The organism is Paenibacillus sp. HGH0039 (assembly GCF_000411255.1).
In the GTDB taxonomy this organism is placed as follows: domain Bacteria; phylum Bacillota; class Bacilli; order Paenibacillales; family NBRC-103111; genus Paenibacillus_F.
This window is the reverse complement of the sequence record NZ_KE150412.1, coordinates 1,063,150-1,083,184: the sequence shown is the minus strand read 5'-3', so window position 1 is coordinate 1,083,184 and position 20,035 is coordinate 1,063,150. Positions and strand designations below refer to the sequence as shown.

General features: G+C 52.9%; 20 protein-coding genes and 1 other annotated feature. Of the genes, 17 read left to right on the top strand and 3 right to left on the bottom strand.

Going from position 1 to position 20,035, the window contains the following annotated elements:
* Window positions 1-234 precede the first annotated feature (234 nt).
* The 14 genes from ftsA (at window position 235) to HMPREF1207_RS04615 (ending at window position 13,885) form a co-directional block, all read left to right on the top strand.
* The gene (gene ftsA, locus HMPREF1207_RS04680) at window positions 235-1,488 is read left to right on the top strand and encodes a cell division protein FtsA (RefSeq protein WP_009671845.1); all 1,254 of its coding nucleotides are present in this window, start codon (window positions 235-237) and stop codon (window positions 1,486-1,488) included.
* Window positions 1,489-1,710: 222 nt separating this feature from the next.
* Complete coding sequence (gene ftsZ / locus HMPREF1207_RS04675) at window positions 1,711-2,859, top strand: cell division protein FtsZ (protein ID WP_009671787.1); 1,149 nt, start codon at window positions 1,711-1,713, stop codon at window positions 2,857-2,859.
* 203 nt (window positions 2,860-3,062) lie between these two features.
* Window positions 3,063-3,986: a sigma-E processing peptidase SpoIIGA gene (gene spoIIGA, locus HMPREF1207_RS04670; protein ID WP_009671769.1), complete on the top strand. Its 924-nt coding sequence runs from the start codon at window positions 3,063-3,065 to the stop codon at window positions 3,984-3,986.
* Window positions 3,987-4,015: 29 nt separating this feature from the next.
* The gene (gene sigE, locus HMPREF1207_RS04665) at window positions 4,016-4,738 is read left to right on the top strand and encodes an RNA polymerase sporulation sigma factor SigE (RefSeq protein WP_009671796.1); all 723 of its coding nucleotides are present in this window, start codon (window positions 4,016-4,018) and stop codon (window positions 4,736-4,738) included.
* A 271-nt stretch (window positions 4,739-5,009) separates the two neighbouring features.
* Entirely contained in the window at window positions 5,010-5,792 is a 783-nt protein-coding gene (sigG, locus tag HMPREF1207_RS04660; RefSeq protein WP_009671832.1) for an RNA polymerase sporulation sigma factor SigG, read from the top strand.
* A 188-nt stretch (window positions 5,793-5,980) separates the two neighbouring features.
* Window positions 5,981-6,277 carry a YlmC/YmxH family sporulation protein gene (locus HMPREF1207_RS04655; protein WP_009671822.1) on the top strand — a complete coding sequence of 99 codons (297 nt, stop codon included), beginning with the start codon at window positions 5,981-5,983 and terminating at the stop codon, window positions 6,275-6,277.
* Window positions 6,278-6,460: 183 nt separating this feature from the next.
* On the top strand, window positions 6,461-7,315 hold the full coding sequence (pgeF, locus tag HMPREF1207_RS04650; protein ID WP_009671836.1) for a peptidoglycan editing factor PgeF: 855 nt from the start codon (window positions 6,461-6,463) through the stop codon (window positions 7,313-7,315).
* Between the two features lie 48 nt (window positions 7,316-7,363).
* Window positions 7,364-8,047: a YggS family pyridoxal phosphate-dependent enzyme gene (locus HMPREF1207_RS04645; RefSeq protein WP_009671777.1), complete on the top strand. Its 684-nt coding sequence runs from the start codon at window positions 7,364-7,366 to the stop codon at window positions 8,045-8,047.
* A gap of 36 nt (window positions 8,048-8,083) precedes the next feature.
* A complete protein-coding gene (locus tag HMPREF1207_RS04640; RefSeq protein ID WP_009671786.1) occupies window positions 8,084-8,509 on the top strand; it encodes a cell division protein SepF in 426 nt (141 codons plus the stop codon).
* 30 nt (window positions 8,510-8,539) lie between these two features.
* Entirely contained in the window at window positions 8,540-8,815 is a 276-nt protein-coding gene (locus tag HMPREF1207_RS04635) for a YggT family protein (protein WP_009671841.1), read from the top strand.
* Complete coding sequence (locus HMPREF1207_RS04630) at window positions 8,815-9,594, top strand: YlmH family RNA-binding protein (RefSeq protein ID WP_009671815.1); 780 nt, start codon at window positions 8,815-8,817, stop codon at window positions 9,592-9,594. The genes HMPREF1207_RS04635 and HMPREF1207_RS04630 overlap by 1 nt, the downstream gene beginning before the upstream one ends.
* A 109-nt stretch (window positions 9,595-9,703) precedes the next feature.
* Window positions 9,704-10,189: a DivIVA domain-containing protein gene (locus HMPREF1207_RS04625; protein WP_009671797.1), complete on the top strand. Its 486-nt coding sequence runs from the start codon at window positions 9,704-9,706 to the stop codon at window positions 10,187-10,189.
* Window positions 10,190-10,259: 70 nt separating this feature from the next.
* Window positions 10,260-10,537: a binding site (T-box leader), on the top strand.
* 85 nt (window positions 10,538-10,622) lie between these two features.
* Window positions 10,623-13,385, top strand: a complete 2,763-nt coding sequence (ileS, locus tag HMPREF1207_RS04620) for an isoleucine--tRNA ligase (RefSeq protein ID WP_009671802.1) — start codon at window positions 10,623-10,625, stop codon at window positions 13,383-13,385.
* A gap of 68 nt (window positions 13,386-13,453) precedes the next feature.
* Entirely contained in the window at window positions 13,454-13,885 is a 432-nt protein-coding gene (locus HMPREF1207_RS04615; protein ID WP_009671772.1) for a DUF5665 domain-containing protein, read from the top strand.
* Window positions 13,886-13,922: 37 nt separating this feature from the next.
* On the opposite strand, the gene HMPREF1207_RS04610 is transcribed toward HMPREF1207_RS04615, so the two are convergent.
* Window positions 13,923-14,660: a TraR/DksA C4-type zinc finger protein gene (locus HMPREF1207_RS04610; protein ID WP_009671781.1), complete on the bottom strand. Its 738-nt coding sequence runs from the start codon at window positions 14,658-14,660 to the stop codon at window positions 13,923-13,925.
* Between the two features lie 142 nt (window positions 14,661-14,802).
* On the opposite strand from HMPREF1207_RS04610, the gene lspA reads away from it, so the two are divergent.
* From lspA to HMPREF1207_RS04595, 3 genes are all read left to right on the top strand, one after another.
* Window positions 14,803-15,300 (top strand): signal peptidase II, encoded by a 498-nt coding sequence (gene lspA / locus HMPREF1207_RS04605; RefSeq protein ID WP_009671789.1) that lies wholly within the window; start codon window positions 14,803-14,805, stop codon window positions 15,298-15,300.
* Window positions 15,297-16,262, top strand: a complete 966-nt coding sequence (locus HMPREF1207_RS04600) for an RluA family pseudouridine synthase (protein WP_009671785.1) — start codon at window positions 15,297-15,299, stop codon at window positions 16,260-16,262. Before lspA ends, HMPREF1207_RS04600 begins: the two co-directional genes overlap by 4 nt.
* Before the next feature lie 77 nt (window positions 16,263-16,339).
* Entirely contained in the window at window positions 16,340-17,503 is a 1,164-nt protein-coding gene (locus tag HMPREF1207_RS04595) for an aminotransferase A (RefSeq protein ID WP_009671835.1), read from the top strand.
* A 76-nt stretch (window positions 17,504-17,579) separates the two neighbouring features.
* On the opposite strand, the gene HMPREF1207_RS04590 is transcribed toward HMPREF1207_RS04595, so the two are convergent.
* Both HMPREF1207_RS04590 and dapD read right to left on the bottom strand, forming a co-directional pair.
* On the bottom strand, window positions 17,580-18,845 hold the full coding sequence (locus tag HMPREF1207_RS04590) for an N-acetyldiaminopimelate deacetylase (RefSeq protein ID WP_009671790.1): 1,266 nt from the start codon (window positions 18,843-18,845) through the stop codon (window positions 17,580-17,582).
* 176 nt (window positions 18,846-19,021) lie between these two features.
* Window positions 19,022-19,732 carry a 2,3,4,5-tetrahydropyridine-2,6-dicarboxylate N-acetyltransferase gene (dapD, locus tag HMPREF1207_RS04585; RefSeq protein WP_009671804.1) on the bottom strand — a complete coding sequence of 237 codons (711 nt, stop codon included), beginning with the start codon at window positions 19,730-19,732 and terminating at the stop codon, window positions 19,022-19,024.
* Between the last annotated feature and the right edge of the window lie 303 nt (window positions 19,733-20,035).

Sequence of the window (20,035 nt, the reverse complement as noted above, 5' to 3'; positions counted from 1 at the left end):
GATTCATGAATTTTTCAGGGTTTTCTCAGGAAAATATTACTATCCACCCTATTAAATTAGTGTTAGAATTGATTTTATGGTATTCTATTTTTACCCGGTTTAGGACCAAAAAAAGAGGAAATACAGCGTTCACAAAAAAAATGCGGAAATAAAGAGGGAAACCAGCCGTCATGTTGAATAAGTAGAAAGCAGACGGGCTGTGCCCTGATTTCATTTAACAGGAGGTGCCAAAGCTTGAGCAACAATGACATCATTGTTAGTTTAGACATCGGTACATCCAAAGTTCGTGCTATTATTGGGGAAGTCGTAAACGGAACCATTAATATAATAGGGGTAGGATCAGCCGACTCGGAAGGCATCCGCAAAGGTGCCATCGTTGATATCGACCAGACCGTTCAATCGATCCGATCCGCGATCGATCATGCCGAACGTATGGTGGGCATACAAATTTCTGATGTTTACGTCGGGATTACGGGAAACCACATCGCGCTTCAGGACAGCCACGGTGTTGTGGCCGTATCCAATGAAGACCGCGAAATCGGCGAAGAAGACATCGAACGGGTTATACAAGCGGCTAGAGTCATAGCGCTGCCTCCTGAGCGCGAAATTATCGGAGTAGTACCTAACCAATACTTAGTGGACGGCCAGGAAGGCATACACGAACCAAGAGGAATGATCGGGGTCAGACTTGAAGTCGAATCCACGATTATTACCGGAGCCAAAACAGGCATACATAACCTGCTTCGCGTTGTTGAGAAATCCGGACTTAAGGTGGCAGGACTCATATTGATGTCTCTGGCTTCCGGACAGCTTGCGCTTTCCAAGGACGAGAAGTCGATAGGAACCGTACTGGTCGATATCGGAGCAGGTTCGACAACGATTGCCGTTTTCGATCAAGGCAATCTTGTCGCAACATCCACGCTGCCTATCGGCGGCGATTTCATTACCAACGACATATCAATCGGGCTCCGCACCCAAATGGATATTGCGGAAAAAATCAAGCTTAAATACGGCTGCGCGACGATTCAAGATTCCGCGCCGGATCAGGTGTTTAAAGTAAACCGGATCGGCAGTCAGGTAGATAAGGAATTTTCCCAGGTCGATCTGGCGAATATCATTGAACCCCGTGTTCAGGAAATTTTCCATCTGATTCGCGCAGAAGCCAGCCGGTTAGGATACAGTGATCCCGCCGGAGGTTATGTCCTCACGGGAGGTACCGTGTCCCTGCCGGGGACTCTTGTCATTGCACAGGAAGAGCTGGCTGCTCCCGTACGTATCGCAGTGCCCGATTACATCGGTGTCCGCGACCCGGCTTATACGAGCGGAGTAGGGATCATCCAGTTTGTTTGCAAATTTTTGCGTAACCGCCCGGTTACGGCGCCCAAGAAGCAAACGGCCAACAAACCTGCCAGTGTCAAAACACCCCAGACTGAAGCGAGCCCTGGCTGGTTCGATAAAGTCAAAAATTTCCTTAAGGAATTTATCTAACGGGACGAGCTCTGCTGTTTCTGAATGCATCTTTCCCGGTTATGGATACAAGTGTCCCGTCACTGGCTCTGCAGCCTGCAACCAGGGGGACACGCGCACAGATACGCTTCAGAACCATGTTCGGGCCATGTGCGAGCTCTTACGATTACCGTGCCGACAGGCGCGTTACCCATTTTGAGCTTACAGCTCACGGAAAGTTAAGTTAGGGGGACATTGACTGCTATGTTTGAATTTGATCTGGATATGGAACAATTGGCCCAGATAAAAGTCATCGGTGTGGGCGGCGGCGGCAGTAATGCAGTTAACCGGATGATCGAGAATGGAGTGCAAGGTGTCGAGTTCATTACGGTCAACACCGATGCACAGGCACTTCATCAGGCCAGATCGGAGCACAAGCTCCAAATTGGTGATAAATTAACGCGCGGCTTGGGAGCCGGCGCCAACCCCGATGTGGGGAAGAAAGCCGCTGAAGAATCACGCGATTTAATTATGAACACGCTCAAAGGCGCGGACATGGTATTCGTAACCGCAGGTATGGGCGGGGGAACCGGTACGGGCGCTGCTCCGGTTATCGCGGAAATCGCGAAAGAGTGCGGCGCGCTGACGGTGGGTGTCGTAACCCGCCCGTTCACATTCGAAGGGCGCAAACGCGCCGCTCAGGCTGAACAGGGCATCGCAGCGCTCAAAGAAAAAGTGGACACGCTGATCGTTATTCCAAACGACCGTCTCCTTGAGATTGTAGACAAGAAGACGCCTATGCTGGAAGCGTTCCGCGAAGCGGATAACGTCCTTCGTCAAGGGGTACAGGGGATTTCCGACCTCATCGCCGTGCCGGGTCTTATCAACCTTGACTTTGCCGACGTAAAAACCATTATGACCGAGCGTGGTTCGGCTCTTATGGGGATCGGTATCGCGACAGGCGAGAACCGTGCCGCCGAAGCCGCCAAGAAAGCCATTATGAGCCCGCTGCTTGAAACCTCGATCGAGGGTGCTCGCGGGGTTTTGATGAACATCACGGGCGGTACAAATCTTAGCCTCTACGAAGTAAACGAAGCTGCAGACATCGTTGCTTCGGCTTCCGATATTGAGGTGAATATGATTTTCGGTGCGGTCATCAACGAGAATCTCAAAGAAGAGATTATGGTTACCGTTATCGCTACCGGATTCCAGGACAAGCCGCAACAGCAGCAGCCTCCACAACCGCAAAACCGCCGTCAAGGCGGCGTGCAGCAACAGCAGCAGCAGCAGCAGGAGACACCTGCCGAAACTCAGCAGCGTGTGAATAATCTGCGGCCGTTCGGCGGTCAACCGGGAGACCTGGAAGTACCGACGTTCCTGCGCAACCGCGGACGTAACAATCTCGACAAATAATTCCGCTAGCGGAATGGTATAGGCGGAGAGCAGCAAGACGGGCTCTCCCGGAAAAGCCGTCACAACCGACTTAAGTCGGTTGTGACGGCTTTTTTCTTTTCCCCACTATGCGACAAAAATAGTTGGCGGACCCCGGCACGATTAGACAGACTTTGAATTCGTCTTTTAATATACTAATCTCATCCGCTTGGGGGTGAGGAAAATTGGTCGTATACGCGGATCTGATTTTCCTGGTGAATGTCGTCATGGATGCCGCCGTTTTACTAGTGACCGCACGGACGCGACGATTATCCTTCAAACCTTGGAAACTGCTGCTGTCCTCTGCGCTGGGCGGATCTTATGTACTGCTCATGTTCGTACCTTCCTTGTCGTTCTTGTTTACTTTTGCGGCAAAGATCATCATGTCTCTCTGTATGGTATGGATTGCTTTCGGCTATGGCAGCTTGCAGCGCTTTTTGCGTAACACGGGCACTTTCTATGTAGTCAACTTTGTAGCGGCGGGGGGCGTTTTCGGCCTGAACTACGTGTTTCAAACATCGGGCGATGTGATGAACGGGCTTCTGTTCAGCCAAACGGGTGCGGCGAGCTTCAATATCCGGATCGAGACTTGGGCAGTCATCGTGTTAGGAGCTGGTTCTCTGGTGCTGCACAGACTGGTGATGTCGGGAGTAAAGAAGAAGGAAGAACTGGCGGTCCATCTGGCGGAAGTAAGTGTGATCGTGGACGGTGCGGATTTCCGGTGTACAGGCTTGATCGATACGGGCAACCAGCTCTACGATCCGCTGACGCGGACCCCGGTGATGGTCATGGAGGCTTCGCAGCTTGGGAGTATGCTGCCGGAATCGTGGTTGAGACGAATCCGCGCAGCCGAGGTAGAACAGATTATCACGGCGATAGGTACGGAAGAAGACTTCATATGGCAGGATCGTCTGCGGCTGGTGCCTTACCGGGGAGTAAACCGGAATACGCAGTTCATGCTGGCGATTAAACCCGACAAGGTGGTCATCACGTACAGCAGCGGTCAAGTGGAAACGACGAAAGTACTTGTAGGACTGGACGGAGGTCAACTCTCCGGTGACGGGGCATATCATGCCATTATTCATCCGACGCTGGTTGCTGCCGGCTAAAGAAAGGTTATGAGTGGGAGGAAGCGGTTATGCGGGTCAAATGGAAATTGCAGATGCTAATTTTTTATTACAAGATTCTTATCTTTTTCGGTCTGAAAGGTGAAGAAATTTATTACATAGGAGGAAGCGAAGCACTGCCTCCTCCGCTGACGCGGGAAGAAGAAGAATATTTGCTTGGAAAACTGCCCTCCGGCGACGCGGCCATCCGTGCCATGCTGATTGAACGCAACCTCCGGCTGGTTGTCTATATAGCCCGCAAATTTGAAAATACGGGCATTAACATCGAGGATCTGGTCTCCATAGGAGCGATCGGTCTGATTAAAGCGGTGAATACGTTCGACCCCGAGAAAAAAATCAAGCTGGCGACTTATGCGTCACGCTGCATCGAGAATGAAATTCTGATGTATCTCCGCCGCAACAGTAAAATACGGACAGAAGTGTCGTTCGACGAACCGCTCAATATCGATTGGGACGGAAACGAGCTGTTATTGTCCGATGTGCTGGGCACCGAGAACGATACCATCTACCGCAACATCGAAGAGCAGGTGGACCGCAAGCTGCTGCATAAAGCGCTCGATAAGCTGACGGAGCGGGAGCGAACGATCATGGAGCTTCGTTTCGGTCTCCAGGACGGTGAGGAGAAAACGCAGAAGGACGTTGCGGATCAGCTCGGCATTTCCCAGTCCTATATTTCCCGGCTGGAAAAAAGGATCATCAAACGGCTGCGCAAGGAGTTTAATAAAATGGTTTAAGCAAAAGCCTATCACCTGTGTGGTAGGCTTTTTAGTGTGACTTTTCCATACGATTTTAAGGAAGTACAGGATAATCCTTCCGAACGGGAGACATATCTGCCTTCTTTTAAAAAAATTATCGGAAACTGAAAGCGAATACGGGCCAACAGCGGCAGGAGAGAGCAAGCATCCGGGCACTTGTCAAGGGGGGAGACAAGCTCTTCACAGCGCATAAAAACACGGGTCGCGGAGATAATTAACAGTAATGTTTCTCCTTGGGAGGTAAATCACCGTGACCCGAAATAAAGTCGAAATATGTGGTGTCGATACCGCCAAACTTCCTGTTCTGACGAATGTGGAAATGCGTGAGCTGTTCACCAATCTGCAGACGAAGAACGACCGATCCGCAAGAGAGAAACTGGTCAATGGCAACCTGAGACTGGTACTCAGCGTGATTCAGCGTTTCAACAACCGCGGCGAGTTTGTCGACGACCTTTTTCAAGTGGGCTGCATCGGCCTGATGAAAGCGATCGATAACTTCGATCTGGGCCAGAACGTGAAGTTTTCAACGTATGCGGTGCCGATGATCATCGGAGAAATACGCAGATACTTGCGGGATAACAATCCGATTCGTGTCTCCCGTTCTTTGCGGGATATCGCTTACAAAGCGCTTCAGGTCCGCGACAGTTTAACGAACAAGAACTCCCGCGAGCCTACGATTTACGAAATTTCCGAAGTGCTGAACGTGCCCAAAGAAGATGTCGTGTTTGCGCTTGACGCGATTCAAGACCCCGTTTCCCTGTTTGAGCCGATTTACCACGATGGCGGGGACCCGATTTATGTGATGGATCAGATCAGCGATGAACGCAACAAAGACATGTCGTGGATCGAAGGAATCGCGTTGAGAGAAGCGATGAGAAAGCTCGGCTCCCGCGAAAAAATGATTTTGTCGATGCGCTTTTTCGAAGGCAAAACCCAGATGGAAGTCGCCGATGAAATCGGAATTTCGCAGGCGCAGGTTTCAAGGTTGGAGAAATCGGCCATCACCCAGATGCAAAAACATGTCAAAAGCTGATTGATCACCGCCTGCCCGATTTACTTGCTCGCACATCTATCGAAAGCCCGGATTCCGGGCTTTTTGTTATGCCTGCTTTTCCGGTTGGACCCCGGGAGACGCTTTTCTTGGTTTTGCAGGACATTTTGGCCGTGTCCCTCATATACTAGAACGAACGGGCGAATAACCTGAAAGCGTGGGGTAAGCAGATGAAAATATCCGACTTTCAAACGAAAGACGTTATTAATATTGTGGATGGTAAAAAACTGGGCCAGATCAGTGATTTGGAGCTTGAACTCCGCCAAGGCCGGATCGATTCCATTGTCGTTCCGAACAGCAGCAAGTTTTTCGGCTTGTTTGGGGGAGGAACGGATCTTATCATTCCCTGGAAAAATATCGTCAAAATCGGAGCCGATGTCGTTCTGGTCAAACTGGATGAAGCGAAAACCTACCGGGCCGTCGAGGAGAGCGATTCCGCTGATTACAACCGCAGCTCACGGGGGTAATAGAAGTAGATATGATTAAGGGCGTACTTACGGGCGCTTCGTTATAAAGCAGCCGCTATAAAACGGAGGCGCCCCCTTTTCATACCTGCCGCACCGCCAATTTTTGTCGTCTTATGACCGATATGGTAAACTTGAACAAGCAGAGAAGGCCGCTGTAGGCCGGGGATACGGAGGGGACAAGCAGTGGAACCGTTTATATACAAGAAATCAAATTCCGGTGAACCGGAACTTTTTGTGCTGGAAAGGCTTCAGGAACGTTTTCCTTTCGTTCAGGCCGGATTTACATCGCGTCACGGAGGAGTGAGTTCGGCTCCTTTCGATTCGCTTAATCTGGGCCTGCACGTAAACGATGCGGACGAGGATGTCGTCGAGAACCGGAGGAGACTTGCCGCAGCGCTCGGAGTGCCCTTTGAAGCGCTCACGTTCGGCGAACAGGTGCACGGCAAAGAGGTAGCGGTCATCGAAAAGGAGCAGATGGGGAGCGGACGCATATCGCGTGCCGATGCGATTCAGGACAAGGACGCGTTTATTACCGCCGGAAAAGGGATCATGCTCTGCGCCTTGTACGCGGACTGCGTTCCGCTTTATCTGATCGACCCGGTGAACCGGGTCGTAGGAATCGCCCACGCCGGCTGGAAAGGAACGGTCCAGAATATCGGAGCGGCTGCGCTTGCTTCGATGACCCGCTCCTTCGGAACCAGGCCGGAAGACGTGTATGCCGTAATCGGCCCTTCCATAGGCGGCTGTTGTTACGAAGTGGATGATTATGTCGCGGGCCGCGTTTACGAGAGCCATCTGGATACCGGCATTTCCAAAAAACAGACGGAAACTGTCGTTATCCCCCGTAAAGATGGCAAATATCAGTTGAATTTGCAGGAATGCAACCGACAATTTCTTGAGAAAGCAGGAATTTTGTCGTCGCATATAGAAGTAACAGAGTTATGTACGAGCTGTTCGACCGATTTGTTCTTTTCCCATCGGAAAGAAGGGGGTTCGACCGGGCGTATGGCAGCCTGGATTGGTCTCAGAAACGACTAATCCGGCCCGACAACACACAGACAGCATGGAGGGAGTGAACCGCTGCTGATGAATTTGCAGGCGCGTATTGAAGATGTGCACCACCGCATTGAGGCGGCTTGCCGGCGGTCCGGCCGCAGCCCTGAAGACATAAACGTGATCGCGGTTACGAAATATGTATCTCTGGACGCCACGCGCGAAGCTCTTGACCATGGGTTAACACAGGTGGGAGAGAACCGCTGGCAGGATGCCAAAGAAAAATGGGAAGCACTCGGAGACCGGGGAGACTGGCATTTTATCGGGCATTTGCAAACGAACAAGGTGAAGGACATTATAGGGAAATTCGCGTATATCCATTCTCTGGATCGTGCTTCGCTGGCCAAAGAGCTGGAGAAAGAGGCCGCCAAACGGGATCTTTCCGTCAAATGTTTTATACAAGTGAACGTATCCGGTGAGGAGTCCAAATACGGACTGCCCCCGCAAGAGCTGAAATCCTTCGCGAAGGATTTGAAGCAGTACCCCCATCTTCAGATCGTCGGCTTGATGACGATGGCTCCGCTGGAGGCCGAAGCGGAAGCGACCCGGCCCGTATTCAGGAAGCTGCGCGAGCTGAGGGACGCGCTTAACGCCGAGCGGATTCTGCCGGAACCTTTGCGGCATTTGTCCATGGGAATGTCGGGAGATTTTGAAGTGGCGATCGAAGAAGGCGCAACTTGGGTGCGTTTAGGTACCGTACTTGTCGGAAAATCTTGAATCAATACCATCTTTTCCACAGAGGAGGAGCGTCGGATGGGCGTTATGAATAAATTTATGAATTTTATCGGACTGCAGGAAGAAGAAGAGGTTGTAGAACGGGAAAGAATTGTAGAAACTCCCGAAGAACCTGAAACCCCGGTGCAGGAACAACGTACGAAACAGAGTAAAAATAACATTGTGAGCATTCATTCGCAGAAAAACAGCCGCGTTGTGCTTCACGAGCCTCATTCTTTCGACGATTCCCAGGAGATTGCGGATCATCTGCGTTCCCGCCGGACCGTCGTCGTAAATTTGCAGCGGGTTCGTCCCGAACAAGCGGTACGGATTTTCGATTTCCTGAACGGGACCGTTTACGCGTTGAACGGATCGATCTCCAAGATCGGACCGAATATTTTCCTGTGCGCCCCGGATTCCGTAGAAATTCAGGGATCGATCTCAGATTTTTTGCATGAAGCTTAGCAGTGGACAAAAAGGTTGAGGTGAAAGCGGTTGGTCATGAACATTTACGGGTTGATTGATACATTGGCCCAAATTTACTTTTATATGATTTTCGGTTACGTGCTGCTTTCCTGGTTCCCGAATGCTCGCGAGAGCTTTATCGGCGAACTGCTGGCGAAACTCGTGGAGCCATATCTGAGCGCATTCCGCCGCTTTATCCCGCCGATCGGCCCGCTTGATATTTCTCCGATCGTTGCCATGGGCGTATTCTGGCTCGTCGTCGCAGGCCTCAAAGTCGTGGTCGGCTACATTTTGAGGATATTCTAGTGGCTAAAGAAATCTACGGGCATTTCCATCCCGATGAGCATGCTTTCGTGGACCGGGCCCAGGAGTGGGTCGAGAACGCCGCCCATCACAAAGTGAAGCGGACGGACTTTCTTGATCCCCGGCAAGCTTTTATCCTCCGTACACTGGTTAACCGCAATCCCGACGTGAACTGCAGATTGGATGGCGGGTATCCGGATGCGGAACGCCAGAGAGCGATTCTCGGGCCGGATTACCTGGATCTCTCGGGCGAAGACATGGGGCTGAGAGTCCTGTCCGTGGAATCCGGTGACAGCAAGTTCCAGGCGCTTAGTCACGGCGATTATATGGGAGCGATTCTGGCGCTCGGCATGAAAAGGGACAAGGTAGGGGATATTAACGTATCCGAACAGGGCTGCCATTTCGTCGTGGCGGAAGAAGCGGCCGATTATCTTCATCTCAATCTCAGCCAAGTGCATCGCGTCCATGTGACGACCGAGATTTTGCCGATCGATAAATTGAGACCGTCCGCCGTCAAACTGGAGGAGATGTCGCTGTCCGTAGCTTCTCTCCGTCTGGATGGAATTGTAAGCGATGTATTCCGATTAAGCCGGGCCAAAGTTCTCATTCCGATCGGAGCCGGCAAATGCAAAGTGAACTGGAAGCCCGAAGAGAATCCGAGCGTCCCCCTGCAGGAAGGCGACGTCGTTTCTTTGCAGGGCTTTGGGCGTTTTCGTGTCCTGGAAATAGAAGGAGTGACGAAGAAAGGCAGAACCCGCATGAAAGTGGGCAAATACGTTTAACCTATTTTTAAGTGCGAGGAATAAAGGATTTTTCGCTTTTCTGTCGAAATTCTATTTCTTAACTGAACCGTACAAACTCTCCACCGGTTAACATTCTAGGAGGTGCACCATGCCCTTAACACCACTCGATATACATAATAAAGAATTTGCGCGCTCTTTCCGCGGCTATGACGAAGATGACGTGAACGAATTTCTGGACCAGGTCATCAAGGACTACGAGGCCGTTATCCGTGAAAACAAAGAGCTCCAAAACCAAATTCTGGCGCTGCAGGAACGGCTGGATCACTTCTCCAATATTGAAGAAACGTTGAGCAAAACGATTATTGTCGCGCAGGAAGCCGCCGACGAAGTGAAGAACAACGCGAAGAAAGAAGCGCAGCTTGTACTCAAGGAAGCGGAGAAGAACGCCGACCGGATTATCAACGAATCGTTGACGCGTTCCCGTAAAGTTTCGATGGAAACCGAAGAGCTAAAGAAGCAGGCGAGCATTTACCGCACACGCTTCCGCACTCTGCTCGAAGCGCAGCTGGAGCTCCTTCAGGATGAAGGCTGGAAGACGCTCGATCACGACAAGGTGCTTGAACTCGAGAAGTAATCGGCTTCCAAGAACGGGTTTCATTGACTACCAGACCCGGATTCGATATACTTCGGGTAACTGAATCTTTCGTAAAGCGATGACTGGGCCAAGTATTCCGTACAGCAGTGTCAGCGAGTTAGGGTGGGTGTGAGCCTAATCTCTGCAGCGGACGAAAATCCCCCAGGAGCGTCTCTTGAAAAGCGAAGTAGAGAGCATCGGGTAATTCCGTTATCGATTCGTCGAGTGAGACTGACAACCGGTCGTCATTTCTTTCATGCGGGAACCGGATTTCTGTTTGAGGGGATGGCAGCGGGCCGGAACGGTCTAACAAGGGTGGTACCGCGAGCTTAACTTCTCGTCCCTTTTGGGATGGAGAAGTTTTTTGCATTTTAGAGAGCTAGGGAATTGTCCCGGAAGGGATCAGCGTACTAAGACTAGGGAGTGAATCATTTTGGATTACGGAAAAACATTGCAACTGTTGAAAACGGACTTTCCGATGAGAGGTAACCTGCCCCAGGCAGAGCCTAAAATGCAGGCGCATTGGGAAGAAAACGATATTTACGCGAAAGTGCAGGAGAGCCGCAAAGGGCGGGAGAAGTTCATTTTGCACGACGGACCTCCGTACGCCAACGGGGACATTCATATCGGCCATGCGCTGAATAAGATTCTTAAGGATATTATCGTCCGATTCAAAACGATGCAGGGCTATGATGCGCCGTATGTTCCGGGCTGGGATACGCACGGACTGCCGATCGAGCAGGCTATCGCCAACAGCGGCAAAGTGGACCGCAAAAAGATGTCCGTTGCCGAATTCCGCAAATACTGCGAAGAATACGCGCTCCAGTGGGTGGAGCGGCAGAAGGAACAGTTCAAACGTCTTGGAATCCGCGGAGACTGGGATCATCCTTACATCACCCTGCAGCCGGAATATGAAGCCGAGCAAATCCGGCTTTTCGGTGAAATGGTCAAAAAAGGCTACATCTACAAAGGCCTGAAGCCGGTGTACTGGTCTCCTTCTTCGGAGAGCGCTCTGGCTGAAGCCGAAATCGAATACAAAGAAAAAACGTCTCCGTCCATTTATGTCGCTTTCGATGTAGCGGAGGGCCAAGGCAAGCTTCCTCAGGATGCGGCTTTCGTCATTTGGACGACGACACCTTGGACGCTCCCGGCGAATCTGGGCATCTCCGTTCACCCGGACTTTACGTACGCTGTCGTGGAAGTGAGCGGCAAAAAATACGTGCTGGCCGAAGGTTTGCTGGAATCGGCTGCGAAAGCAATCGGCTGGACCGACTACAGCATGGTGTCCACGGTGAAAGGAAGCGAGCTGGAGAACGTGACCTGCAAGCATCCGTTCTACGACAGAGAGTCGCTTGTCATGCTGGGCGAGCACGTTACGCTGGAAGCCGGTACAGGCTGCGTTCATACCGCTCCCGGCCACGGTGAGGACGACTTTATCGTCGGGCAAAAATACAAGATCGGCGTCCTTTGTCCGGTGGACGATCAAGGACATTTCACGGCGGAAGCGCCGGGGCTGGAAGGCGTTTTCTACGAAAAAGGAAACAAAACGATTCTGGAATGGCTGGAAAACAGCGGACACCTGCTTCACGCTTCCTCCATCAATCACCAATACGCGCATGACTGGCGTACGAAAAAGCCGGTTATTTACCGGGCGACGGAGCAGTGGTTTGCTTCCATCGATAAATTCCGCGATGAAATGCTGGAAGAAATCAAAAAAATCAAATGGACGCCTAGTTGGGGGGAGATCCGTCTTCACAACATGATCGCGGACCGCGGAGACTGGTGTATTTCCCGCCAGCGCGTGTGGGGTGTACCGATTCCGATTTTCTACTGCCGCAGCTGCAATCATCCGATCGTAAACGATGAGACCATCGAGCATGTGGCCAAACTGTTCGAAAAAGAAGGCTCCAACGCGTGGTTCACGCTGACGGAGAAGGAGCTTCTGCCGCAAGGCCTTTCCTGCCCGGAATGCGGCCATGGCGAGTTCCGCAAAGAGACGGACATCATGGACGTCTGGTTCGATTCGGGTTCCTCCCATGCGGGAGTGCTGGCCAAGCGTCCCGAACTGCAGTGGCCGGCCGATCTGTATCTGGAAGGTTCCGACCAGTACCGCGGCTGGTACAACTCCTCCCTGATCACGGGCGTGGCGGTAAAAGGCCAGCCCCCGTACAAGGGGATTTTGAGCCACGGCTTTACTCTGGACGGAGAAGGCCGCAAAATGTCCAAGTCGCTCGGCAACACTGTCGATCCGAGTCAAGTGTGCAACAAGCTTGGCGCCGACATTTTGCGTCTGTGGGTATCTTCGGTGGATTATCAGTCTGACGTGCGGATTTCCGACAACATCCTGAGCCAGATTACGGAAGTGTACCGTAAAATCCGCAACACGCTCCGTTTCCTGCTGGGCAATTTGAGCCAGTTCGATCCGGTGAAGGACCGTGTGGATTTCGCCCAAATGAGCGAGTTGGACCAGTATGCGGTTATCCGCCTCAACAGAATGACGGAAAAAGTAACCAAAGCTTATGACGCATATGAGTTCCATGTCGTCTATCAAGCGGTTCATCACTTCTGCGCCGTGGAGATGAGTTCGTTCTACCTGGATATCATCAAAGACCGCCTGTACGCGGACGCGGCCGACGATTCCGCCCGCAAAGCTTCGCAGACGGTTCTCTACGACGCATTGCTTGCTATCACGAAGCTCATTGCGCCGATCCTGCCGCATACGGCCGACGAAGTGTGGAAGTACATCCCCGGCGTGGAGCTGGACAGCGTACAGATCAGCGAACTGCCGGAAATCCGGACGGATGTGTATAACCAGGAGCTGGAGCAGAAGTGGGACGGCTTCCTGAATATCCGCGACGAAGTGCTTAAAGCGCTGGAAGAAGCGCGCAAGAACAAAACAATCGGCAACTCGTTGAGCGCTGCGGTTGATTTGTACCCGAGCGATGCGGCGTTCAAGCTGCTCAGCGGTTTCGACAAGCTCGATACGCTCTTCATCGTTTCGGCCGCCACCCTGCATAATCCGTCCGAGAAAGCGCCGGAAGGAAGCTACGAGGCTCAGGATCTTGCCGTGCAGGTATCCGTCGCCGAGGGAGAGAAATGCGAACGCTGCTGGATAGTCACGCCGGAAGTTGGGCAGAACAAAGAACACCCGACTCTGTGCGCAAGATGTGCGGAAGTAGTTTCCCGCCTCGAATAACGCAGCCCAGGTAATGGAATTCGCCGCCGTGTGGAGATAGGGGATACCAAATCTGCAGGAGCGATTTCATGGATAACCTGAACGAAGAACGGAACGAATGGAATGAACGGAACCAACCCGTTAAGGCCCGGGCTCCGGAGGAGCATGCGGAGCTTGAGCACCCGGATTTGCCAACCAACGCCGCCCTCACGGGCGATGAGGAAAAGCGGCTCATTCATCATATCCATGAGAAAGTAACCGAAATAGCGGCCAATATCGAACGGACGCAAATTGCCGATTACGTGACGCTGATGAACAAGCCGCGCAGACTCATTTTCGCGAATCTCATAGCGGGGATTTCCAGAGGAGTGGGGCTCGGTCTCGGCATTACCGTATTCGCCGGCACCATTCTCTACGCACTGAAAGCTCTGGGCGCTTTGAACTTGCCCATTATCGGCACCTACATTGCGGACCTCGTGGAGTATGTCCAGTTTCAGCTGGAAGGGCGCCGGTTTTATTAACCGGGCGCGTTACAAAGGAAAACGCAGAGCCGCTTGTTCAGCTCTGCGTTTCTTCCGATGTATAATCCGGCTCAAGAAGAGGATCTCCTTCTTGATTATCCATATAAGAGCGATAGGCTTTATTGCGAATAACGGATACATGATTGCCGTAAATATCGGTGGCAAGGAAGCTTTCGAACGGTTCCACATAGCCGTCAAGCTCGTCTGCCTCGACGTACACGGCATTATAATCGCCTACGTTCGGATCTTCCGCCATGGCGGGAGAGTCGGAATTGCCCCAGCTTTCCACGATCTGCCAGGCGTCTTCGCCGTCAAACTGATTTTGGTCCGAGCGTTCGTCCAGACTGGTTCGTCCGAAAGGCGGAGCAAGAAATTCCTCTTCCACCGGTCTTCTGTCGGATGCGTGCCGGTTAGGCACATGCTCCAGGCAGTACTGGGTTGTCGGAATAGCGCTTAAACGCTCGTAGGGAATGGTTCTGCCGCACTCGATGCAAATCCCGTAGGTGCCGGCAGCCAGCCTTTCCAGTGCGAGATTGACCTGATCGAGATGACGTTCGGCATTTTCAAGCAGAGCGATGTCTTTTTCCCGCTCGAACATTTCCGTTCCCAGATCGGCGGGATGATTGTCGTACGTGGACAACTCTCCGGTGTTCTCGCCCATGGCCTGGGACATTCCGAAGTGTTCGTCGAGCTCCAACTGCTCTTTAAGTTCTTTTTTTTCAATTAGAAGCTGCTGTCTGAGTTGATCCGTTTGATTGGAAGTCAGTATACGCATGGGGGTACATCTCCCTTCGGAAGGTGGCCTGCAGCAATAGGGTGTACGAAGGCTCCCTTTTTTAGTGTGGAAAATGAAAGCACCGCAGCCAAACGTTTAACGGGCGACACGCGACAAGCCGTCGTCAGAGGAGGAATCCCGTTTGTATTATTATTTACTTGCACTTATCGTCTTTTTGATTGATCAGGGGACCAAATGGCTCGTGGTTAAAAACATTCCGCTGCATGACTCCATTCCGGTGATCGGCGAGTTTTTCCAGCTGACTTCGCACCGCAACCGCGGCGCCGCTTTCGGAATTTTGCAGGACCAGCGCTGGTTTTTCATCCTGGCTACTTTGATAATCGTCGTTGGAGTCGTTTTGTATCTCAACAGGACCCGTAAAGCGGGGCAGAAGCTGATGTCGCTGGCGCTCGCTCTGCTTTTGGGAGGCGCGGTAGGAAATTTTCTGGACCGTCTTCTTTTCGGCGAGGTTGTCGATTTCCTTCAACTGCATTTTCAGTTTTCCTTTTTCGGCAAAGCGGTCGACTACATTTATCCGATCTTTAACGTGGCGGACTCCGCGATCGTCATCGGCGTCATTCTAATTTTTATCGATTCGATCATCAGCTGGAAAAATGAAAAAAGAGGGACGGCATCATGAGCGAACAAAACAACTATGAGTTGGAACAAAACGGAATGGACGAAACGGAAAGCGAACCGACGCGCTGGCAGGTCGAGGCCGAGCAGAACGGCGAGAGAATCGACAAGCTTCTGTCCGATGCCTTGGACGGAGTGTCGCGTACGCAAATTCAGCAGTGGATTAGAGACGGTCATGCCCGGGTGGACGGCCGGAACGTAAAGCCTAACTACAAGCTGTCCGAAGGGCAGGTCGTCGATCTTGCCATTCCGGATCCCGAACCGCTGGATATCGCCGCGGAAAACATCCCCCTGGATGTCGTTTACGAAGACGGGGACGTCATCGTGATCAACAAGCCGCGCGGACTGGTGGTGCATCCGGCTCCCGGTCATTACAGCGGTACGCTGGTGAATGCGCTGATGCATCACTGCAAAGACTTGTCGGGCATCAACGGGGTTATGAGACCGGGCATCGTTCACCGCATCGACAAGGACACTTCCGGATTGCTGATGATCGCCAAAAACGATCAGGCCCATGCAAGTCTGGCCGAGCAGCTTAAGGAGCACAGCGTGACCCGCAAATATGTGGCGCTTGTCCACGGGAATTTGCAGCACGACCACGGAACGATTGACGCCCCGATCGGCCGGGACAGCTATGACCGCAAGCTGTACACGGTGACGGACAAAAACTCCAAACACGCGGTCACGCATTTTGCCGTATTGGAGCGCTTTGACGGGTATACGCTGGTGGAGCTTAAACTTGAAACAGGCCGGACTCATCAGATCCGGGTCCACCTCAAGTTCATCGGGCATCCGCTCGTCGGAGACCCGTCCTACGGCCGCAGCAAGGGGATGACCATGGACGGTCAAGCGCTTCACGCGCAGATTCTCGGTTTTACCCATCCGCGGACAGGAGAACGGCTCGAATTCGAGGCGCCGATTCCGGAGGATATGGCGGATCTTTTGCACCGTCTGCGCAATCTGTAAGGACAATCAGGGACAGGCGGAAGCCGGTCCCTCTTTTTTAAAACTAAGCGAACCTTTGGAGAGGGGAAGCATTCGGTATGCAACCAATCATTAATCCGCAGGTAAAAGAAATTCAAATTTCAGGTATCCGTAAAATTGCGAATAAAGTCGCGGCAATGCCGGACGCACTGGCTCTAACGATGGGACAGCCGGACTTTCCGACGCCCGCCCATATTGTGGAGGCCGCGCAGAAAGCGCTCCAGGCGGGCAGGACGGTGTACACGCCCAATGCCGGACTTCCGGAGCTTAGAAAAGCCGCGGCGGACTTTGTCGGCTCCAAATACGGGCTGTCCTACGATGGGGGCAGCGAAGTCATCGTGACGACGGGGGCAAGCGAGGCGCTCGACATTACGCTAAGGACCATTTTGACGCCGGGAGCGGAAGTTATTTTGCCCGGGCCGATTTATCCGGGCTACGAACCGCTGATCCGGCTGTGCGGCGGAGTGCCCGTTTATGTGGACACGCGGCCTTACGAGTTTAAGATGACCGCAGCCGCTCTGGAGCCTCATCTGACGGAGCGGACACGCTGCGTCGTTCTCGGCTATCCGAGCAATCCGACGGGGCAGATCATGACCAAGGCGGAACTGGCCGAGCTGGCAGCTCTTCTGGGAAGCCGGAACCTCTATGTCATTTCCGATGAGATTTACAGCGAGCTGGTGTACGGAGCCGAGCACGCTTCCATTGCCGCCCTGCCGGGCATGAGAGAGAAGACGATCGTAATCAACGGTTTGTCGAAATCCCATTCCATGACTGGCTGGCGGATCGGTTTTACGTTTGCCCCGGAAACCTTGACCCAGCACATGGTCAAGGTGCACCAGTACAACGTCACCTGCGCAAGCTCCATCTCGCAGTATGCGGCTGTCGAGGCGCTCACCGCGGGTCGTGACGATGCTCTTCCGATGCGCCAGGCCTACGAGAACAGGCTGGAGCACGTGTACGGCCGGCTCCAGGCGATGGGACTGGAAGCCGTTAAACCACAGGGAGCTTTCTACCTGTTCCCTTCAATTGCCCGGTTCGGGCTAGGTTCGGAACAGTTCGCTTACAGGCTGCTGGAAGAGCAGCGGGTCGCGGTCGTTCCGGGAGACGCGTTCTCACCGCTGGGCGAAGGTTACATCCGGCTGTCGTACGCGTATTCGCAGGAGGTACTCGACGGAGCGCTGGACCGGCTGGAGGCCTTCATCCGCAAACTCGACCGGAGCTGATCTCCCGCCGCGTGCCTATAAAAAATCCCCTTTATCCAACCCGCTGCCTGGCAGAGGGGAGATAAAGGGGATTTTTTTAACCGGACTGCGCGGATTTCCAGCGGAGGTAGCTGTCCACCGTCCGGATGGCTACACCGATGGCTCTTTCATCGGGTTCAATGCGGGCGTGATGGAGGCCGTAAGGCGTTTCGGCGCCCAGCCAGAACATAAAGCCCGGGATTTTCTCCAGGAAATAACCGAAATCCTCACCCGTCATCGCCTCTGTGCATTCGTACAGACGGACGGGGATCTGCGGCTCGGACCAGGAGGAAGGGCTTCCTGCTTGCGCCTGGCCAGCTTCGGCAGATTCCGAGCCGTAAACGGTGCCGGTTGGGGATTTGTCAGCTAAGGAACCGCCGGACACGCCGGCTCCAGCGGCTGTACCCGTTTTTTGCAGCCAGTCCATAAATTCCAGCGTCAGCGCTTCATTGTTATACACTTGAAGGTAATTGGAGCCCCAATCAATGGACGCCGTGCAGTCGAATGAAGATTCGATACCGCGAACGATTCCTTCGATTCTTGTTTTAATCAGCTGCATCGATTCGGCGGAGAGCGTGCGGATCGTGCCTTCCAGCCGGGCGTTCTCGGCGATGATGTTCTGCTTGGTGCCCGCACTCATTTTGCCGATCGTGACAACGGCCGAGTCGAGAGGATTGATGTTGCGCGACACAATCGTGTGAAGCTGTCCGACAAGCTGGGAAGCGGCGACCACCATGTCGTTGGAGAGGTGCGGATACGCCGCATGGCCTCCCTTGCCCTTAAGGTCGATAAACAGCTCGGACGTATTAGCGAACAAGATGCCGGGTCTGACCGCGATGGTGCCGACCGGATACTCCGGCGCGATATGAAGGCCGACCATCTGCTCCGGCATCCAGTCGCTTAGTTCGGCGGAGGCCAGCATAGGCAGCGCTCCTCCGGGACCTTCTTCCGCGGGCTGGAACACGACGACGAGGTCGTCTTTCATCGGGCGCTGAGCGAACTGCGTCACAAGACCGGCGCCGATGGACATGTGCACATCATGCCCGCAGGCATGCATATATCCGGGATGCTCGGACTGAAACGGATAGCCGGTTTCTTCCGGGATCGGCAGGCCGTCCATATCGGCCCGGTATCCGAAGCGTTTGGAAGGATTCGTCCCTTTGATATACACCAGAATGCCGGTGCGCCACGTGCGGATTTCCATCCGTTCCTGGGGCAGAGTTTGCAAATAATCGAGGAGCATGCGCTGGGTTTTAAATTCCTGGAAACCCGGCTCGGGTATCCGGTGAAGCTGGCGCCGCAGTTCAATAAACGGGCTGGTCACAGTCGTTCTCTCCTTCTTTCGTTTGAATGTACATCCGCTGGATTGAAAAAGGGCCCGGCGCCGGAAGCGCTGGGCCAAACAGCAGCGGCAGTCCGCCTGCCTTCAGGAAGGATGCGCGCATGCCGGTGTTGTTCTTTTTATGTACAAGCGGAACGTGAACGGAAAACCCGCCGGGTTTACAGCTCGCGAAGCTCTTTCAAAATTTCCGTTTTGGATTTCGTTTTGTCGTCGACTTTCTTGATGACACGGGCAGGCGTACCGGCTACGACCGTGAATTCAGGCACATCTTCCACTACAACGGCACCCGCGGCCACGACGGAACCTTGACCGATGCGCACGCCTTCGAGAATAACGGCGTTAGCGCCGACAAGAACATCGTCTTCGACTACGCAAGGCTGTGCGGAAGGAGGTTCGATCACTCCGGCTACAACCGCTCCGGCACCGATGTGGCACATGTTGCCGATTTGAGCGCGTCCGCCGAGGATGGCGTTCATGTCGATCATCGTGCCTTCGCCGATGGAAGCGCCGATATTGATAACCGCGCCCATCATAATAACGGCGTTGTTGCCGATGGAGACTTTGTCGCGGATGATGGAGCCAGGCTCGATACGCGCGTTGATGCCTTTCAGGTCAAGAAGAGGAATGGCGGAGTTGCGGCGGTCGGACTCGACCACATAATCTTCTATGTTCTGCTGATTGGATTCGATAATGGCCTGGATATCCGTCCACTCGCCGAACAGGACACCGCTTTTACCGGAAATGAAGGATTGGATGCCCGTTCCGAAATCAACGGCTTCCAGGTTTCCTTTTACATATACTTTCACGGGTGTCTTCTTTTGGCTGGTCTTAATAAACTGGATAATTTCTTCGGTATTCATCTGTGTCATACTTCCACTCCTCCTGGGGTACGTTATCCTTATCATCATAGCAGATGAAAAGCGCTTACGCGATAGATTGTCCGAAAAAACGACAGGATACGCAGGATAACATTAAAATAACAGGGGTAAACACGCGGAGAAACGCGTAAAAGCATGTTTTTTTACGGTTGACTTCTTTTGTCGAAAGTGGGATAATGGGCTTCAAGTGAATAGGGTACCTTTAAAATCAGTCCAGAGAGGCTGGCAAGGTCAACGTTTAAGCAGGAGCAGACTCCGGGGGAGAGCGTATTGCGGCGGTTAGCTGCAACTTCC